17 protein-coding genes and 1 pseudogene are annotated in these 17,211 nt (G+C 70.4%); 6 read left to right on the top strand and 12 right to left on the bottom strand.

From position 1 onward, the window contains the following. Nucleotides 1–382 precede the first annotated feature (382 nt). On the bottom strand, nt 383–1,150 hold the full coding sequence (locus OG900_37510; protein WUH95299.1) for a transposase: 768 nt from the start codon (nt 1,148–1,150) through the stop codon (nt 383–385). A 119-nt stretch (nt 1,151–1,269) separates the two neighbouring features. Between OG900_37510 and OG900_37505 the strand changes: the two genes are divergently transcribed. Then, a complete protein-coding gene (locus OG900_37505) occupies nt 1,270–1,461 on the top strand; it encodes a hypothetical protein (protein ID WUH95298.1) in 192 nt (63 codons plus the stop codon). Nucleotides 1,462–2,533: 1,072 nt separating this feature from the next. Beyond that, nucleotides 2,534–3,362: pseudogene (locus OG900_37500) on the top strand (IS5 family transposase). A gap of 33 nt (nt 3,363–3,395) precedes the next feature. Here OG900_37500 and OG900_37495 read toward each other — a convergent pair. From OG900_37495 to OG900_37475, 5 genes are all read right to left on the bottom strand, one after another. Next, a complete protein-coding gene (locus tag OG900_37495; protein WUH95297.1) occupies nt 3,396–3,992 on the bottom strand; it encodes a hypothetical protein in 597 nt (198 codons plus the stop codon). A gap of 232 nt (nt 3,993–4,224) precedes the next feature. Next, entirely contained in the window at nt 4,225–4,833 is a 609-nt protein-coding gene (locus tag OG900_37490) for a hypothetical protein (GenBank protein ID WUH95296.1), read from the bottom strand. 498 nt (nt 4,834–5,331) lie between these two features. Beyond that, on the bottom strand, nt 5,332–6,072 hold the full coding sequence (locus OG900_37485) for an ABC transporter permease subunit (protein ID WUH95295.1): 741 nt from the start codon (nt 6,070–6,072) through the stop codon (nt 5,332–5,334). Beyond that, the gene (locus OG900_37480; protein WUH95294.1) at nt 6,069–6,812 is read right to left on the bottom strand and encodes an ATP-binding cassette domain-containing protein; all 744 of its coding nucleotides are present in this window, start codon (nt 6,810–6,812) and stop codon (nt 6,069–6,071) included. The genes OG900_37485 and OG900_37480 overlap by 4 nt, the downstream gene beginning before the upstream one ends. Further along, nucleotides 6,809–6,955 carry a hypothetical protein gene (locus OG900_37475; protein ID WUH95293.1) on the bottom strand — a complete coding sequence of 49 codons (147 nt, stop codon included), beginning with the start codon at nt 6,953–6,955 and terminating at the stop codon, nt 6,809–6,811. Before OG900_37475 ends, OG900_37480 begins: the two co-directional genes overlap by 4 nt. A 138-nt stretch (nt 6,956–7,093) precedes the next feature. Here OG900_37475 and OG900_37470 point away from each other — a divergent pair, with 138 nt between their 5' ends. Together OG900_37470 and OG900_37465 are read left to right on the top strand one after the other, a co-directional pair. After that, nucleotides 7,094–8,245: a histidine kinase gene (locus tag OG900_37470; protein ID WUH95292.1), complete on the top strand. Its 1,152-nt coding sequence runs from the start codon at nt 7,094–7,096 to the stop codon at nt 8,243–8,245. Nucleotides 8,246–8,306: 61 nt separating this feature from the next. Then, complete coding sequence (locus tag OG900_37465; GenBank protein ID WUH95291.1) at nt 8,307–8,960, top strand: response regulator transcription factor; 654 nt, start codon at nt 8,307–8,309, stop codon at nt 8,958–8,960. 6 nt (nt 8,961–8,966) lie between these two features. Here OG900_37465 and OG900_37460 read toward each other — a convergent pair whose 3' ends face one another. Further along, nucleotides 8,967–10,952 (bottom strand): heavy metal translocating P-type ATPase, encoded by a 1,986-nt coding sequence (locus OG900_37460; protein ID WUH95290.1) that lies wholly within the window; start codon nt 10,950–10,952, stop codon nt 8,967–8,969. 97 nt (nt 10,953–11,049) lie between these two features. On the opposite strand from OG900_37460, the gene OG900_37455 reads away from it, so the two are divergent. Beyond that, nucleotides 11,050–11,454: a metalloregulator ArsR/SmtB family transcription factor gene (locus tag OG900_37455; GenBank protein ID WUH95289.1), complete on the top strand. Its 405-nt coding sequence runs from the start codon at nt 11,050–11,052 to the stop codon at nt 11,452–11,454. Between the two features lie 51 nt (nt 11,455–11,505). On the opposite strand, the gene OG900_37450 is transcribed toward OG900_37455, so the two are convergent. Further along, nucleotides 11,506–12,651, bottom strand: a complete 1,146-nt coding sequence (locus OG900_37450) for a cation diffusion facilitator family transporter (protein WUH95288.1) — start codon at nt 12,649–12,651, stop codon at nt 11,506–11,508. Between the two features lie 68 nt (nt 12,652–12,719). Between OG900_37450 and OG900_37445 the strand changes: the two genes are divergently transcribed. Beyond that, nucleotides 12,720–13,079, top strand: a complete 360-nt coding sequence (locus tag OG900_37445; GenBank protein WUH95287.1) for a helix-turn-helix domain-containing protein — start codon at nt 12,720–12,722, stop codon at nt 13,077–13,079. Nucleotides 13,080–13,663: 584 nt separating this feature from the next. On the opposite strand, the gene OG900_37440 is transcribed toward OG900_37445, so the two are convergent. The 4 genes from OG900_37440 to OG900_37425 all read right to left on the bottom strand — a co-directional run bounded on the left by OG900_37440 (nt 13,664) and on the right by OG900_37425 (nt 17,159). Continuing rightward, nucleotides 13,664–13,957 (bottom strand): DUF1330 domain-containing protein, encoded by a 294-nt coding sequence (locus tag OG900_37440; GenBank protein ID WUH95286.1) that lies wholly within the window; start codon nt 13,955–13,957, stop codon nt 13,664–13,666. Between the two features lie 112 nt (nt 13,958–14,069). Then, nucleotides 14,070–15,512: an MFS transporter gene (locus OG900_37435; protein WUH95285.1), complete on the bottom strand. Its 1,443-nt coding sequence runs from the start codon at nt 15,510–15,512 to the stop codon at nt 14,070–14,072. A gap of 38 nt (nt 15,513–15,550) precedes the next feature. Then, nucleotides 15,551–16,009, bottom strand: a complete 459-nt coding sequence (locus OG900_37430) for a MarR family transcriptional regulator (protein ID WUH95284.1) — start codon at nt 16,007–16,009, stop codon at nt 15,551–15,553. Nucleotides 16,010–16,286: 277 nt separating this feature from the next. Further along, nucleotides 16,287–17,159, bottom strand: a complete 873-nt coding sequence (locus tag OG900_37425; protein WUH95283.1) for a hypothetical protein — start codon at nt 17,157–17,159, stop codon at nt 16,287–16,289. Nucleotides 17,160–17,211 lie beyond the last annotated feature (52 nt).

The raw sequence follows: 17,211 nt of genomic DNA, 5'->3' as shown, positions 1-17,211 counted from the left end.
CGATATGACTCACAGGGAAACTGACGGTTAACACCAATCAGCCACAATGAATCCATGAAAGGCGAACAATGAGACGACCCGGCCGGTGGCCCATGGCGATAGCCACAAGCTGCCTTGCCGTCGCGGGTGCCGGCGCACTCGCGATCGTCACCACGGGCGCGGACGACGCCCACGGGCAGGCGCCCCAGGCGGTGTCCACCATCGACGTACAGCCGCGGGCATGCCTGCTCACCGGGAACACCAGGGACACCGTGACAGCCGACCGCGTCTGGGCGGGTGTACGCAAAGCCGCCGGGCGGAACAGACGCCTGACAGCGCAGCGGTTCACCCTGCCCACCGGGGTCACGGCCGAGGCCTACCTCGGGACACTGAGCCTTTTCCATCATCGGTCTGAGCTGGCCAGATGCAGGGCGAGGACGGCCTGGATGAGGGCGGTGATCCGGGTGGTGGAGCACCGGAGTTTGCGCAGGAGCCGCCAGCTCTTGAGGGTCGCCATGGCCTGCTCGACGAGGGCACGGATCTTCGCGTGGGAGCGGTTCACCGCCTTCTGTCCCGGGGAGAGTGTCTCCCATCGCCCCCAGTACGGGATGCGGACCGTGCCGCCGGCGCCGCGGTAGCCCTTGTCGGCCCAGCAGGTGACGTGGGCCCGATCGAGGGCGTCGATGATGCCGTGCTCGCGGGCCGCTCGGATGTCGTGGACGGCTCCGGGCAGGGCCGGCGAGGCCCATAGCAGTCGGCCGAACGGATCGGTGAGGACCTGCACGTTCATGCCGTGTTTCTTGTGTTTCCCGGAGTAGAAGGGCCGGTCCGCGGCGGTGCGGTCGATCGGCAGGAGCGTGCCGTCCAGGAGCACGAACGCCTTCGTCGAGGCGGTGCGGACGGCATCGGCCAGGGTGGGAGCGAGGACGGCCAGGAGGTCGACGGCCTCGGCGACATAGCGGTATGCCGTCGTGGTCCCCACGCCGAACCCGGTGGCGAGCTGGGCGTAGGTGTGTCCGACGCGCAGGTGGGCGAGGGTGAGAAGGGCTTGGCGGCCGGCGGTCAGCCGTCGCCAGCGGGAGTTGATGGCACGGCGGTGCCGCCGCAACTGATCTGCAAGGAAGCGGAGGGCGGAACTGGACACGTCCACGCCGGACGGGTAGACAAGCATGCGAAGCCTCTGGTGGACACGGTTCTCTTGGTCGACAACCCATCTACCAGGGGCTTCGCTTCGTTGTCACCCCAAGTGCGCAGCCACGTCAGCAGGTTGGAAAAGGCTCACTGGCGCAGATGCGCTGCACCGTAATCATCACCGTCGGCAACAGCCTGCGGCCCGCAGGCCGAAACGCGGCAGCTGACAGTCCCCACTACGTCGTGGTCTCCGACCGGCCGACAGGCGTACCCGGCAGCACCGACCTGACATCAGCCGCCGCGACCGTATCCGCCGTGTCGGGTGCCGTCGCCGCCGCGACCAGCGCATGACCGCACGCCTCACCTCATCCGACCGCCATCACATGGCAGCGACGCACCCGCTTCGGCTCTCTTGTCACATTCCGACGAACCGGCGGGGTGGAGACTCTCTCCGCTGAACCGGCCGGGGAAGGCACTACCCTCCCGTCCGAGAACCGAAGGGGAGCAGCCGACCACCGCTCCCCCACCGTCGACACAACTCCCCTGACAACACCCGGCAATGCCCAACAGGGTTCACCCCTGTCCCTGCCATGTCCCGATGCGCTCCCCTGGCCGACTCACGCGTTACCTCCCGTATCGCCAGGAGCAGCACAACACGAAGAAGGCGCAGGTCACAGAGCCGGGGCATCCACGAGTTTCCCTCAGTCGTCCCCACAGGCAAAGGAGCAACCAACGCACCGTAATGCGTAGGTCGAAAGGCCCCCTCGCACCAACTTCCCACGGTCAAGGAATAGAAAAAACCCCAGGTCAGAGGCCTGACCTGGGGTTCACCGTGGAGCCGCCTTCGGGATTCGAACCCGAGACCTACGCATTATGAGACCGTGAGCCTTCGTGTTAAATGGTGCCAGGTCGTGGCGCCGGGTGCTGTTCTGCCTGATCAGAGCAGGTGCGGCTTGTTGACCTATGCTGCCCCGTGTTACGCCGTCCAAAGGCGTCCGGCCACCGGCTGGCCACCGGAGGCGCCAAATGCTTCGCGCGTCAGGATTGTCGTCCTCCGACAAGGGGGCTGTCATCCGGATGACTGCGGGCAATTGAGCCGTTGAACCACGGCCCGGCCAAGAGCGCCGCCGCATAGGGACAGCATCCCCCCACCATCGCTATGAGGCCGGCACCCCACGCGGACAGGTTCCGCATGGGCACCGGTCCACGACTCGCCGTCTGCGGCCTGCGTCGTCGTCCGAAGGCGTCCGGCCGCACTCCGGCCCGTGCATGGCCATCTCGGAGAAGGGTCACGCCAGACGTTGTTGTCACGCTCCTGCGGCGTGGCCATCGAGGCGCTTTCGCCCGGCATTTACTGATCGTTTCAGAATGAGATCGGCGTGTCGGCTCGCATGGGGCGACCTGCGTCGGCACCCTCTGGTGGGTGGCTGCTGATCTCGTGCCGGATGAACTCTGGGAGCGCATAGCGCCGTTGCTGCCGTCAGCACCGACGCGCAGGCATCGCCATCCCGGGCGGCTGCGGGTGTCCGACCGGGTGGCTTTGGCTGGCATCGTCTACGTACTGCACAAGGGTGTGGCCTGGCGTGATGTCCCGGCCCAGGTGGTGGGCTGTTCGGGAGTGACCAGCTGGCGCCGGCTGCGTGACTGGACCGAAGCGGGCGTCTGGCCGACTCTGCACCGGACGCTGCTTGCCGAGCTGCGCAGCGGGGGCAGCTGGAGATGGACGATTGCGCGATCGACGGCTCCCATATCCGGGCACTCAAAGGGGGGATCACGTCGGGCCCTCGCCCGTCGACCGCGGCCGTCCCGGGTCCAAGCACCATGTGATCGTCGACCGGCACGGCACCCCGATCGCCGTCTCGGTGACCAGCGGCAACCGGCACGACGTCACCCAGCTCATACCGCTTCTGGACGCCGTCCCGCCGATACGGAGAAAGCGGGGTCGCCCCCGCAACAGACCGAAACGGCTCTTCGCCGACCGGGGCTACGACTACGACAAGTACCGCCGCCTGCTGTGGAAACGTGGCATCAAACCCCTCATCGCCCGACGCGGCGTCGCCCATGGTTCCGGCCTGGGCAAAACCCGCTGGGTCGTCGAGCGCACCTTCGCCTGGCTCCACCAGTTCAAACGACTCCGGACCCGCTAAGAACGTAGGGCGGACCTCCACCAGGCCCTGCTTGAACTCGCATGCTGCATCATCTGCCTCAGACGCCTCAATAGTTCATTGTGCCGCCGGGGCAGCAAAGACTGAGTGACATCACTCCGCCTTGAGCAGCGCGCAAGGTCAGAACGGCTCGAAGCTCGGCTGAACGGGGCCGATCTCCCCGGCCGCAGCCAGTTCCTTCAGGTCTTCCGGCTCCAGGAACTCCAAGGCCTCTGGTTCGATGCCGTGGTGCTGGTCGACATCGAGCAGCCGCCGCACGAACGCGAGGACGAAGCTCGCGAACGGGCCGTCGAACGTCTCGCAACCCTCTTCGTGGGCCATCGTGACGATCTTCCATCGATCCGGATCCCGATCGCAGGGGAGGAAGAAGTGCTCGTCGCCGCTGTAGTCGTATCCCCACGAGATCAGTCCGCCGGCCTCGGGGTGGAAGGGGTACGGGACATGCTCGAAGTCGCCCCGGTCGAGACTCCTGGCCCGGCGCTCCGTGAAGCGCTTGTGGGTCTTGAGCATGCGCTCCAGCAACGGGCTTGACCCACGTGGGTGGAAGACGACGAGCTCGCCGGAGATGACCCCGCTGCCGTAGGCGTCCAGGAATGCTTTGAAGTCACCGGGCAGAGCGGAGCCTACGTGTTGCTCGACATCGTTCCAGCCGTCCGGGGTCGATTGGCGGCGGCCGGGCTCGCCGAGCAGGGCCTGCAACTCATGCAACGAGGACACGCACTGCTCCCGAAATCCAGCCGCTTTACCTTCGACGACGCGAACCTAGTGGCCATCGACCTCCCGTGCCAATGTTCGGCCTGCTCTGTCACGGGATCTCATTCTGAAACGATCAGTTACTGCTCGGAAGCGATGGTGAGCACCCCGCGGTCCGCATCCATTTGGCGGATTGCGGACCGCGGCGCGGCCGTACGTCGGGGTCCGGCGACCGGTGGCCGCTCGTTACCCGCTGTCAGCCGTGGTGGTGCGGGGCGACAGCCGGGGTGTCGTACCACTCCTGGACCGCGTCCTCGTCGGCGACGGTGGCGCGGGCGAGGCCGTGGAAGCCGGTGTCCTCGATGCCGGTGGACAGCGCGAAGCGCTCCGGGGCGTGGGCGGACACGACCACCGAGTAGGTGCCGGTGACCGCAGTGGTGTCGTAGCTGGCCAGGATGATGAAGTTGTTGCCGCTGTCGTCGTCGACGATCGGGATGCGCAGTTCGGGGGTGATCTCGGTGACGTGCAGCTGCGGGTCTATCAGCGTGATGGTGGGCAGCTGGCTCTTGGTGAGGGTGTTCTCGGGCGCCTCGTCCGGGATGACCAGGGCGATGCTGACCTCCTCGCCTGCGGTGAAGTGCAGCTGCGCGGAGCGCACGTCGCCGGAGACGTCCACCGTGCCATACAGGCCCATAGGGTCCGTGCCCTGGAGCACCAGGGGCGCCACCCACGGGAGGCGGTCCTGCGCGGTGAGCATGACCGCTTCGTGGGCGGAGGCCGGAAGAGCCGTCGCGGCGATGGATGCCATCGCGGCCGCGGCGACGACGGCGGCGCTGCGGGCGGAAACGAATTTGCGAATGCTCACTGAATCCACGCTTTCGAAGTGGGGAAAGGGAGTAAATCTGCTCGCTGGTGGATCGACCCGACTTACTCGTATGCCTCGGATAATTCACGCACTGGGGTTGCGGCCTACGGGGTCGACCGCGCCGTAAACCCGCACGCCTTGGTAAAGGACGGTGCTTGTTGCGTTCAAGCTTGCCTTCTGTCGGCTCAGATGCTGGCACGCTCGACCTCCCTCGCGGCTCTCCCAAGTTGCTCGGGTGGAGGCCGAAGGTTGTCCCGCCGGCTGCAGCCCGAGCAGACACTTCTGCCGACTGTGCCGCCGCGTCCGAGTGGCCCCGCCAGGTGGCCGTGGCGCCTACCGGGGCGGAGCGAGCACGGGGGCGACGAGGAAAGGTACTCGGACGCGTGATTCGTCCCGTGGTGGGTACCGAATCGGTCGCAGAAGCGCGGCCGACGCGTGCCCGCAATCGCCCCCCCGCCGTCAGTGGGTCCCCGCCTGACGGGAGGGGAGGTCGCCGCCTCAGGCGAGGTCGCGGCGTGCTGTGGACCGCAGTGCGATGCCGGTCGCGACAGCCGCGTAGGCGAGGAGCAGGAGGGCGGCGAGAGCACCGGAGGCGAGGATGCCGTCGTCGGTCTGGCCGGCGAGGGACTTGGCGAGGGCTCCGGGGGCGAAGCGTTCGACACGGGGGATCTCGACGAGGGTGTTCTCGACGAAGAGCACCCAGGCGAACAGGCCGACCACCGCGGGGACTTGCGCGCGGATGGCCGCGCCGACGCCGAGCCCGATCGCCGCCCACAGCGCGCCGCCGCCCGCGGCACCGGTGAGGAGCTGGGTGATGTCTGCGGCGGTGAGGCGGTTGGTGAAGCCGCGGCCGGCGAGCGCGATGCTGCCGATGCCCGCGGCGGCGCCGGCGCTGAGCAGGCCGGTCACCGCTCCCGCGACCAGCACGCAGGCGGCCTTGGCGGTGATGACGGTCGCGCGCCGCGGTTGCGCGAGCAGGGTCGGGCGGATGGTGCGGGTGCGGTATTCGCCGGTGACGGCCAGCGCGCCGACGAGCGCGGCGAACAGGGCTGCGAGGTTGACACCGACGTCGATGAAGAGGCTGAGCTGCTGTGAACGGGTGGCCAGGTCCTGGGCGGACAGGCTGAGGACGTGCACCAGGATGGCGAGCCCGACCAGGCCGAGCATGGCTGCGGCCAATCCGGCGTTGCCGCGGGTGGTGGCCATCTTGTACGCCTCGGAACGGAGTTGGTTCTTCATGACGTGACTCCCTCGGTGAGCCGCAGGTAGGCGTCTTCGAGGGTCCGGCCTTCGGCGCCCGCGATCTCCTCGACGGGGGCGTCGGCCAGCAGCCGGCCGCCCGCGATGATCAGGACGCGGTCGACGCTCTGCCCGACCTCTGCCAGGACGTGGCTGGAGACGAGGACGGTGCCGCCGTCGGCGGCGAAGTCCCGCAGCACGGTGCGCAGCCAGCGCACCCCTGCCGGGTCCAAGCCGTTGATCGGCTCGTCCAGGACGAGCAGCCGCGGCTCGCCGAGCAGGGCCGCGGCCAGGCCGAGCCGCTGCCGCATGCCGAGGGAGTAGCCGCCGACCGGGCGGGTCGCGGCGGCGGTCAGCTCCACGCGGGCGAGCACGTCGTCGACTTGGTCCCAGCCGATCCCGGCGGCAAGCGCCAGCGTGCGCAGGTGGGTTCGGCCGCTGCGCGCCGGGTGGAAGTCGTTCGACTCCAGGACGGCGCCCACCGTCTCAGTCGGCGAGGTGAGTTGGGCGTACGGCCGTCCGAAGACCAGCGCGGTGCCGGACGTCGGCGTCGCGAGGCCGAGCAGTATCCGCAAGGTCGTCGACTTTCCGGCGCCGTTGGGCCCGAGGAAGCCGGTGACCGTCCCGGCGGCAAGGGTGAACGAGACATCGTCCACGGCCGTCGTCGACCGGTAGCGTTTGGTCAGTCCGCGGACCGTGACCGGATCGGTGTGGGCTGCGGTGTCGCGGTACTCGGTCATCGCCCGTCCTGGTCCCGATCGCGGCGGAGCCAGGAGACAAGGGCCCAGACCGCGACGGCCAGGACGAGGACGCCGATGAAGATCAGGTGCACCGGCTTGGTCATCTCGGACGCCGCAAGCGGTGAAATAGTGGGTGTCAGCACGTCCCCTGACGCTAGGCGGGGTCCGGCACCCGCGAAACACCTGCCAGGACGAGATCCACCGTGGACGTTTCGAGGACCCTTCTCCCCCGCCGGGGGGACTCTCCGACGGCGCGGCGGGGATAGTCTCGCCTCGTGGTCATGTCGATCAGCGCACCCCGCACCCGGGCGCGGGCCCGGTCCGCTGCCACGTCGCGCACGGGTGCGTTCCCGCGGGCCGAGGTGGCCGACATCGCTGTGGCGGTCGCGGTCGCGGGGGCGCTGCTGGCGCTCACCCTGAGCGGCCTGGACCCGGCGGAGGCCGCCCGGCAGCCGCTCGACCTACCCCGCGCTGTGCTGGCCTGCGCCACGGCGGCACCGCTGGCCGCCCGGCGCCGAAGTCCCTGGGCCGTTTTCCTCGCGTCCGCCGCCGCCAGCGTCGCCTTCGCCGTGTGGGGCGTGACGGTCTGGCTCCCGGTCGGCCTGGCAGCGGCGCTCTACGTCCTGGTCAGCCGACGCGGCGACAACCGTGGATCACCGGCGTGGACCCCTGCGGGCATGACCGCCGTCGCGAGCCTGCTGACCGCCTACCTCGCCGCCACCGCGGCGGCCACGTTCAACTACGCCGACCTCTTCCACGCCACGCTCGCCTTCACCGTCGCCTGGTTCGCCGGCGAGCGCACCCGCCTGCGCCGCGCGCAACTGGCCGAGTTCGCCGACCGCGCCGCCCGCGCCGAACAGGCGGCCGTACGGGAGCGGGAGCTGGCCGTCGCCGAGGAGCGGGCCCGCATAGCCCGCGACCTCCACGACTCGGCCGCGCACGCGCTGAACGTGATCACCGTACGCGCCGGCGCCGCCCGGCTGCGCCGCGACCGGGACCCCGACCGCGACCTCGCCGCGCTCGTCGCGATCGAGGAACTCGCCCGCCAGACCGTGGCCGACATCGACCACTTCGTCGGCGCGCTGCGCTCGGACGGCACCGCCGTGGAGGCACCGCCCGGCCTGGCCGCCCTGGACGCGCTGGTCGCCCAGCACCGCGCCGGCGGCCACACGATCGAGATGACCCGCACCAGGCAGCGGCAGCCGCTGGCCGTACCGGTCGAGCACGGCACCTACCGCATCGTCCAGGAGGCGCTCACCAACGCCACCCGCTACGGCACCGGCGCCATCCGCATCGAACTGGCCTACCTCGACGACGCGCTCCACCTGACCGTCAGCAACGCCGTCGCGCCGGCAGCGGCCCGAACGACACCCGGCGGCGGCCACGGGCTGATCGGCATGCGCGAGCGGCTCAGTCCCTGGGCGGGAAGCTGAGCACCCGCGCGACCGGCCGCGTGTACGTTCTGTCCGCCCTCCTCCCGTACACCGGCCGCCCGTGGTGACCCGTGTCCTCGTCGCCGACGACGACCACCTGATGCGCGCAGGCCTGATCGAACTGCTCACCGTGGACGGCACCATCACCGTCGTCGGTCAGGCCGCCACAGGGCGCGAAGCCGTCACCGAGGCACGCCGCCTGGACCCGGATGTCATCCTCATGGACGTCCGCATGCCCGACACCGACGGCATCACGGCGACCCGCGAACTCGTCGGCACCGCCCCGGAGACGAAGGTGCTGATGCTCACCACCTTCGAGCAGGACGACTACGTCTTCGGAGCGCTGCGTGCCGGCGCGTCCGGCTTCCTGCTCAAACGCGCCCGCCCCGAGGAACTCATCGCCGCCGTCCACACCGTCGCCGACGGCGACTGCCTGCTCTCGCCGTCCGTGACCCGCCGCGTCATCGAACGCCTCGCCGCCCAACCCGCCCAGGACCTGTCTTCGACAGCGCCGCTGGTCGACCTCACCCCGCGCGAGCGCGAAGTGCTCCACCTCCTCGCGCAGGGGTTGTCCAACCGCGAGATCGCCGCGGCGCTGACCATCGAGGAATCGACCATCCGCACCCACGTCAAGCGCGTGCTGGCGAAGCTGGGGCTGCGCGACCGCATCCAGGCGGTCATCTACGCCTATGAGAACGGCATCGTCCCGCGCTGACCCGGCTCAGCGGCTGATGCCGGCGTGGGCGCGGCGCCAGGCGCCGTCGGCGAGCAGGCGCAGCCCGTTGAGGCCGACGATGACGGTGGAGCCCTCATGGCCTGCGACACCCAGCGGCAGCGGCAGGTGCCCGGCGAGGTCCCAGATGACGAGTCCGGAGATGAACAGGCCCGCGATCACGAGGTTCTGGACGACGAGGCCGCGAGCCCGCCGGGAGAGGGCGATGGCGGTGGGAACGGTGGCGAGCTCGTCGCGGACGACGACGGCGTCGGCGGTCTCCAGTGCCAGATCGGAGCCGGTGCGGCCCATGGCGATGCCGGTGTGGGCGGCAGCCAGGGCGGGGGCGTCGTTGACACCGTCGCCGACGACGAGCACCTTGCGGCCGGCCAGTTCCAGCTCCCGTACCGCTGTGACCTTGTCCTGCGGGAGCAGCCCGGCGCGTACGTCCGTGATGCCGACCTCGGCGGCGAGCCGGGCGGCCGCCCGCGGGTTGTCGCCGGTCAGCAGCATCGGAGGGGCATCGGCGAGCCGGCCGAGCGCGGTGACGGTGTCGGCGGCGTCGGGCCGCAGACGGTCGGCGAGCCCGAGCACGCCGAGGAAGCGGCCGTCGCGCCGGACGAGGACAGCGGTGTGCCCGCCGCCCTCCAATTCACCTGCGACGGCCGCAGCGCGGGCGCCGTCAGCGTCGGACGCTGCCGGAAGCCGGGCCGGAGTACCGACCACGACGGTGCGGCCGTCGACGGTGGCGGTCACGCCCACGCCGGGGGTGGAGGCGAAGTCGCGTGCCGCCGGCACGGCGAGACCGCGCTCGCGGGCGGCGGCCACGACGGCGCGGGCCAGCGGGTGCTCGCTGGAGTGCTCGGCAGCCGCGGCAAGCGCCAGCAGTTCGTCCTCGTCCAGGCCGCTCCCGGCCAGCGGGCGGATCGCGGCCAGGCGAGGGGTGCCCTCGGTGAGGGTGCCGGTCTTGTCCAACGCGACGGCGTCGACCTGCCCGAGCCGCTCCATGACCACGGCGGACTTGATCAGCACTCCGTGCCGTCCGGCGTTGGCGATCGCGGACAGCAGCGGCGGCATGGTCGCGAGGACCACCGCGCACGGCGATGCGACGATCATGAACGTCATCGCGCGCAGTAGCGCCCCGGTCACGCCCGCGCCGAACGCGAGCGGGACGAGGAAGACCGCGAGGGTGGCGGCGATCATGCCGAGGCTGTAGCGCTGCTCGACCTTCTCGATGAACAGCTGCGTGGGCGCCTTGGTCTGCGAGGCTTCCTCGACCATGGCCACGATCCGGGCGATGACCGAGTCCGACGGGTCCCGTTCCACCTTGATCCGCAGCGCCCCGGTGCCGTTGAGGGTGCCGGCGAAGACCTCGTCGCCGGGCTGCTTGGCCACGGGCAGGGGCTCACCGGTGATGGTGGCCTGGTCAACCTCGCTCGCACCGTCCAGGACGCGGCCGTCGGCGCCGACGCGCTCCCCGGGGCGGACCAGGAGGGTGTCGCCGACCGCGAGCCGGGCGGTCTCGACGGCCTGCTCGGTACCGTCGTCCGCCAGGCGGGTGGCGGTGGCGGGCGCGAGGTCCAGCAGGCCGCGTACGGCGTCCTGGGTGCGGGCGGTGGCCAGCGCCTCCAGCGCGCCGGAGGTGGCGAAGATGACGATCAGCAGGGCGCCGTCCATGACCTGCCCGATCGCCGCGGCGCCGAGCGCGGCGACGATCATCAGCAGGTCCACGTCCAAGGTCCTGTCCTTCAGCGCCTGGAGTCCTGCCCAGCCCGGCTCCCATCCCCCGGTGGCGTACGCGAGCGCGTACAGCGGCCCCCAGGCCCACGCCGGGGCGCCGGTCAGCTGCAGCGGCAGCGCGACCAGGAACAGCACCAGCGCCGCGGCGGCCCAGCGGGCCTCGGCCAGCGCGAGGACCCGGGTACGGCGGCGCGGGGCCGCGGCAGGCGTACGGCTCGACGCCTGCGGGAGAAGCCGAGTGGCGGGATAAGACATGGCGGCAGCGGTTCCTTCACAGCGGAGGGGGCAACCGATCCACCGTAACAGGATCACTTGAAGAGTCGTTCATGCGTTCATTTCGTAGGATGGTGCCATGGGCCACGGAGCGAGCACCCCCGACAGCGGCGAGCCGCCGCGCACCCGCCTGACGACGGCGAACGCCGCCCAGGTCGCCACCACGCTCCAGGCGCTGTCGACACCCTCGCGGCTGCTGATCCTGGCCCGGCTGCGCGAAGGCCCCTGCGCCGCCACCGAACTGGCCGCCGCCGTCGGCCAGGAGCAGTCCGCTTGCTCCCACCAGCTGCGCCTGCTGCGCAACCTCGGCCTGGTCACCGGCACCCGCCAGGGCCGCTCCGTCGTCTACGCACTCCACGACGACCACGTCGCCGCTCTGCTCGATCAGGCCGTCCACCACATCGAGCACCTCCGCCTCGGCGATGTCGACACCCCGGCCGGAGCCGGAACCGCGACCTGGGACGCGGAGCCCTCCCTGCCCTGAGCCGGGCCCGACACCCTGTGCGCCGTACTCAGGCCGGAGCCGCCCGGCCGGTCACCGGCCGTCGTGGTGAGCGAGGACGGCGTGCGCGCCGCCGACAGCGGACGGGTCGGTGTGCACGGTCGCAGCGGTCAGCCGCGGGATGGCGTGGATCAGCGCGTGCTCAGCCTCGGCGGCGATGGCGTGGGCCGCCTCCACGGTCAGCCGCGGGTCGACGGCGATGTCGGTCTCGGCCCGCAGCGCGTGGCCGATCCAGCGCATGCGGACCTGCCCGACGTCCCGTACGCCTTCCACGTGGCGCAGCGCCTTCTCCGCGGACTCGACGAGTTCGGGGTCGACGGAGTCCATGAGCCGCCGGTAGACCTCGCGTGCGGCGTCCTTGAGGACCATCACGATCGCCGCGGTGATGAACAGGCCGATCACGGGGTCGGCCCAGCGCCAGCCGATCGCGACCCCGCCCGCGCCGAAGAGCACCGCCAGGGAGGTGAAGCCGTCGGTGCGGGCGTGCAGGCCGTCGGCGACCAGCGCGGCCGAACCGATCCTCCGTCCGGTGCGGATGCGGTACCGGGCGACCCATTCGTTGCCGATGAATCCGACGACGGCGGCGATGGCCACAGCCCACAAATGGGTGACGTCGCGGGGATGCAGGAGCCTGTCGACCGCTTCATAGGCGGCCAGGGCGGAGGAGGCCGCGATGGTCAGCACGATGGCGATGCCGGCCAGGTCCTCCGCCCGGCCGTAGCCGTAGGTGTAGCGGCGGGTCGCGGCCTTGCGGCCGAGCAGGAAGGCGACGCCGAGCGGGACGGCCGTCAGGGCGTCGGCGGCGTTGTGGATGGTGTCGCCCAGCAGTGCCACGGAGCCGGAGACGGCGACGACGACGGCCTGGACGACGGTGGTCAGCCCGAGGATGCCGAGCGAGAGCCACAGAGTGCGCAGGCCCTCGCGGGAGGTCTCCAAGGCGGAGTCGACCTTGTCCATCGCCTCGTGGCTGTGCGGCGTCACGAAGTGCGAGACCTGGTGGCGCAGGCGGGACCACCGGCCCGCGCCGTGGCCGTGGTCATGCCCGTGGTCCTCGCGGGCATGCCCTCCGTGCGGGTGGGCGCCGTGGCTGTGCGTAGACCGGCTTCCGGCGCCGTCACCACGACCGTTCGCGTGGGCGTGGCCATGAGGGTGGTCGTGGCTGTGCGGGTCATCGCTCACGGCGTCCCCTTTCAGCTGCAGTGCGGGTAGGACTGGACTCCCACCGCCCATTCAACCATCATGTGCATATGGATGCACGCATGCAGTTTTCAGGTGCGCATGATGCGCAACAGCTCGATGAAAGCGACCGCCTCGGTGTCGCAGTTGAGGTGCTCGGGCTGCTGGCCGACCGCACCCGGCTGCTGCTGCTCGGCCGCCTCGGTGAGGGCGAAGCGGACGTGACAACGCTGACGGAGGCCGCGGGCGGTGCGACCAGGACCTCGGTGAGCCAGCATCTGGCCCGCCTTCGCTTGGCCGGTCTGGTGGCCACCCGCAAGGACGGCCGGCACGTCGTCTACGCCCTCCGTCACGGCCACATCCGCCGCTTGGTCGACGAGGCTCTGAGCGTCGCCGACCACCAGCTCGGGCAGCTGCCGCCCCACGGCTGACAGCGGCGGCGCACTCGGCCCGCCCCTTGGGCGCCACACCGACTGCCGAGGCCGGCGCCCACCTGCCCGGTTCCGACACGCCGTACGGAGCTATAGCGCTCCTACAAGTGCGGAGCTTTCGTTCGGTTCTTAAGCCTTGTGCCTGCGAAGACCACCGGAATACATCGGCCGCCGCTAACCCACACAAACCCAGTTACACCAGTCGCTGGACAGACCCGCCTACGGCGCCGGCCTGTGGCGTGTGCGTGGTGACCGCCCCCAGCAGACGCGAGACCGCAGCGACACCGTCACCGACGCCGTCCGTTAACTCCGCCCACTGTTGGGACCGCCCAGATCGCGACCCCGAACCGCTACGCCGCCCCCTGACCCACGTCGGCCGCTGGAACCTCGTCGCACGCACCCCCGGCGACACGAGGCCGACGTCCCTGCCGCCGTGCCGCCGCGCCGCCGCGCCGCCGGGGACCGTCGCCGGACTGGACATCAATGCCACTGGCCTGGCGCTGTTCGCGGCGGTGCGGCGCGAAGACGAGCCGGGGTGATCCCCGGGGTCGGCACCGTGTTCGTCGCCGACGCAGCCTCGATCGTCAGTCGAGGCCTTCGATGATGCGGAAGTCGCGCTCGACGCCGTCAGCGAGTGCGGCCAGCGCCTCCTGGTAGGCCGCACTCGCGTGTGCGGCGACCGCTTGGTCGAAGCTGTCGAACTCGATCAGGACGGTGCGCTCGGCGATTCCGGCGTCGTGTGCGACGACCCGGCTGCCGCGGGCGAGCAGCCGCCCGCCGGCGGCCTCGACAGCTGGACCTGCCAGCTTGTTGTAGGCAGCCAGCTTCTCGGGGTCCACGATGGTGCGGTAGGCGCTGACCCAATAGCCCTTGGCCACGGTACCTCCTGTGTTCGGACTTGTTGCTCGGAAGCATGCTCAGATCGATGGCCGGCGCGCTGTGGGTCAGCGAGCCGACGGAGACGGCGTCGAAGTCGGACGGTTTCGATCCTCAGCTTCCCGTTCGACTCGACCGACCCGGGCCCGGCACACCGACTGGGGCGGTGATCGGATTGGTCTCGGGTGAGCGTCGGCGGGCGAGGGCGAGGGCGGCCATCGTCGTGACCGCCATCGCGGCGACGCCGACCAGCGCCGCCGTCGTGTAGGCGTCGTCGTTCGGGAAGAGGCGGCCCGTGGCGGTGCCGGCGGCCAGGACCAGACCGCCGATGGCGCTGCCCAGGGAGTACCCGACGCTGCGGACGACGTAGTTGAAGCTCATGGCGCTCGACGTCTCGCTCTTGGGGGTGACGGCCAGGATGACGCCGGGCATGGCGGCCGAGAAGCTGCCGACGCCGAACCCCAGCACGCCCATGGCCGCGAGCAGTTCGGCCAGGTTGGACCGGGCGGTGGCGAACAGGACGAACCCGCCGCCGACGATGGCGGCGCTGCCGGCCAGGAGCAGGGGGCCGTCGATCCGCATCCGGATCCGCGGCGTGAGCTTGCCTGCGAGGAACCCCAGCGCGGAGAAAGGAATGAGGACCAGCCCCGCCACGAAGGTGGTCAGTCCGAAGCCGTAGCCGGCGCTGTGCGGCGTCTGCGCGTAGCGGGTGATGAGCGTGAGCAGGAGGTACATACCGCTCCCGCCGACGAACATGGCGATGTTCGCCCCGGCGACCGCCGGGTGCCGTACCGCCCGGACGTCGACCAGGGGCGTCTTGGTTCGCAGTTCGGAAACGGTCCAGACGCAGAGCAGGAGTACGGCGGCGACGGCAAGGGTCACCGCCACAGCGAGGTGTCGGCTCCACAGGCCCCTCTCGCCGGCCAGGAACAGGACGAGGAGCAGTCCGCCCGCCAGGACGAGCGCACCGGCCACGTTCACGTGAGCGGAGCGGCCTTCGGGAGATGCCGGCATGGAGCGCCACGCGGTCACGAAGGCGATGGCGGTGACGAGCAGGCCGAGGCCGTAGGCGGCCCGCAGTCCGCCGAACTCGGCGAGCAGCGCGGCCAGCGGGTAGCCGACGCCGGCTCCGATGATGGAGACCACGGAGATCAGGGCGATCGTGGCCGCGCTGCGCTCCTCGGGAAGATGGTCGCGGGCCACGCCCATCATCAGCGGCGTGAGGCCGAGTCCGACGCCTTGGGCAGCTCTGCCCACGAGCAGCCAGGCGAACGGCAGCGGCAGCACGGTGAGCGCGCTGCCGACGACGACGATCGCCAGCGTGGCGAGAATCGTGGCCCGCCGGTGCGGACCGGCTCCGAGCCTGCCGAGGACGGGTGTGGCGACGGCGCCGCTGAGCAGGGCGATGGTCAGCGTCCACTGGGCGCTGTCGAGGGAGACGTGGAAGGTGGTCGCCACGCTGGTGATGAGCGGTGTCCCGAGGCTGGCGACCGCCGCCACGACCAGGGCGATGAACATCAGGGCGGGGACCAGCAGGCGTGCCTCGTAACGTGTCAAGGCAGTGCTCGCGGGCTGGTCGTGGGCCTCGGCCGCGGTCACCGGTCCGACGTCTCTCGGGCGTGGCTTTCGAGCTCCGCCAGATGCAGCAGCGCCGGGAGGGCTGCCGCCAAGGCCTCGGCCTCGTCACCGGTGAGTTCGTCGATCAACCGCGCGTACGCGGCGACGCCCGCCTGGCGTCGCGCCTGGACGTACGACGCGCCGGACTCGGTCAGGCACACCAGTGTGACCCGTTTGTCGGACGGATCGCCCTTCCGCTCGACCAGCCCGGATTCCTCCATCACCCGGACCAGGACGGTCATCGCGGGCTGGGTGACGCCCTCGGCCACCGCCAGATCGGTGATCCGTCGCGGGCCGGTCTTGTCCAGGGTGGCCAAGGTGGCGGCGGACGTCAGGCTCATGTCGCGGGGAAGGCGTCTCACGGCCCTGGTGGCCAGACCGTAGAGGGCTGACCCGATGGCATCGGAAGCGCCGTGCGCGGCGTCTCGGCGACTCATGACTGGAGTATAGCAGTTTTATATTAATTCTTTATGCATCTCCCGGTCAGGGCGGGGGTGGAGACCGGCGCGGGCGGCGGAACGGAAGGTCGCGCGATCCAGCGTCCGCTCGGCGGCCAGGTGGGCGTACGTGAGCACGACGCGCACGATCTCGACCTGGCCGGGAAGCTGGCGTACGCGTCATGCCCGACCAGGGAGCCGGCGACCGTCCCGCCCCCGCCGAGCGCGGCGGCCCAGAGCGTGACCGCGTGGTCGTCCACCCGCGGCTTACCCGGCACTACTCCCCCTTCGCCCAGAGCACCTCGAACCTCCGCACCCGCTCCCCCGCGCGGTCGCCGACCGCCAGGCTGGTCTCGTAGATCCGCGGCTGGTCGCCGTCCTCCATCGAGGACTCGTAGCCGATCGCGCCGTCGAAGACGATGAAATTCTTCAGCGAGTCGCGCCGCTCGGCGGCCGTCAGCACCAGGACGCGTACGTCGATGCCGATGGACTTCTGCCGGTCCCGCACCTCAGTGAGCGCGGCGTCGATCTCCACTGGCGTCTTGACGATGAACAGCCGCCGGACAGGCACTCCGCGCCGGACCGCGGCCTCCTGTGCGGACTCGTAGTGCCGGCCGAGATCGGTGTCCCAGAAGTCGCGGTCCACCGATGTGCTCACGGCGTCGACGGAGATGGCGGCGCAGCGCGTCAGGTTGAGCAGCCAGTCGCGGTCCTCGCCCGGGTAGTCGGCGTGATTCGCCTTCAGGCCGACCAGGAAGGCAGTGAGCCTGGCGATCTCCGCCTGGCCGAACTTGTAGACGAGGTCCGGCTGACCGGAGCCGAACTCGCCTACTGTGGCGACAAGTTGCCTGACCTCCGCGGAACCGATCGGCGACTCCTCCAACTTGGCGAACAACCTCGTGGCGTCGTTGAAACCGGTCAGTCCGTCCCCGACGAGAGTTTTCACTTCCTGCGTGTGGTCGGTCAGCTGCCGTTCGAAGTCGGCGAGATACTGCACGATCAGGCTGGCTCCGCCGATCAGGACAGAGATGGTGATCTGCCATATCTCGGGCTGGTCGGCGAGATTGGTGAGCACATAGGACACGACGCCGAGGCTGACCGTGACCAGGACTTTCAGCAGGACCGCGGGTATCGGACGTGTGCGACTCATGGCTCCCTCGATGTGCGTGACGGTGGGCTCGTCGACGGGTTCTTGCGTGGGC

The sequence above is a fragment of the Streptomyces sp. NBC_00433 genome, assembly GCA_036015235.1.
In the GTDB taxonomy this organism is placed as follows: domain Bacteria; phylum Actinomycetota; class Actinomycetes; order Streptomycetales; family Streptomycetaceae; genus Actinacidiphila.
This window is presented reverse-complemented; position numbering and strand designations above follow the sequence as displayed.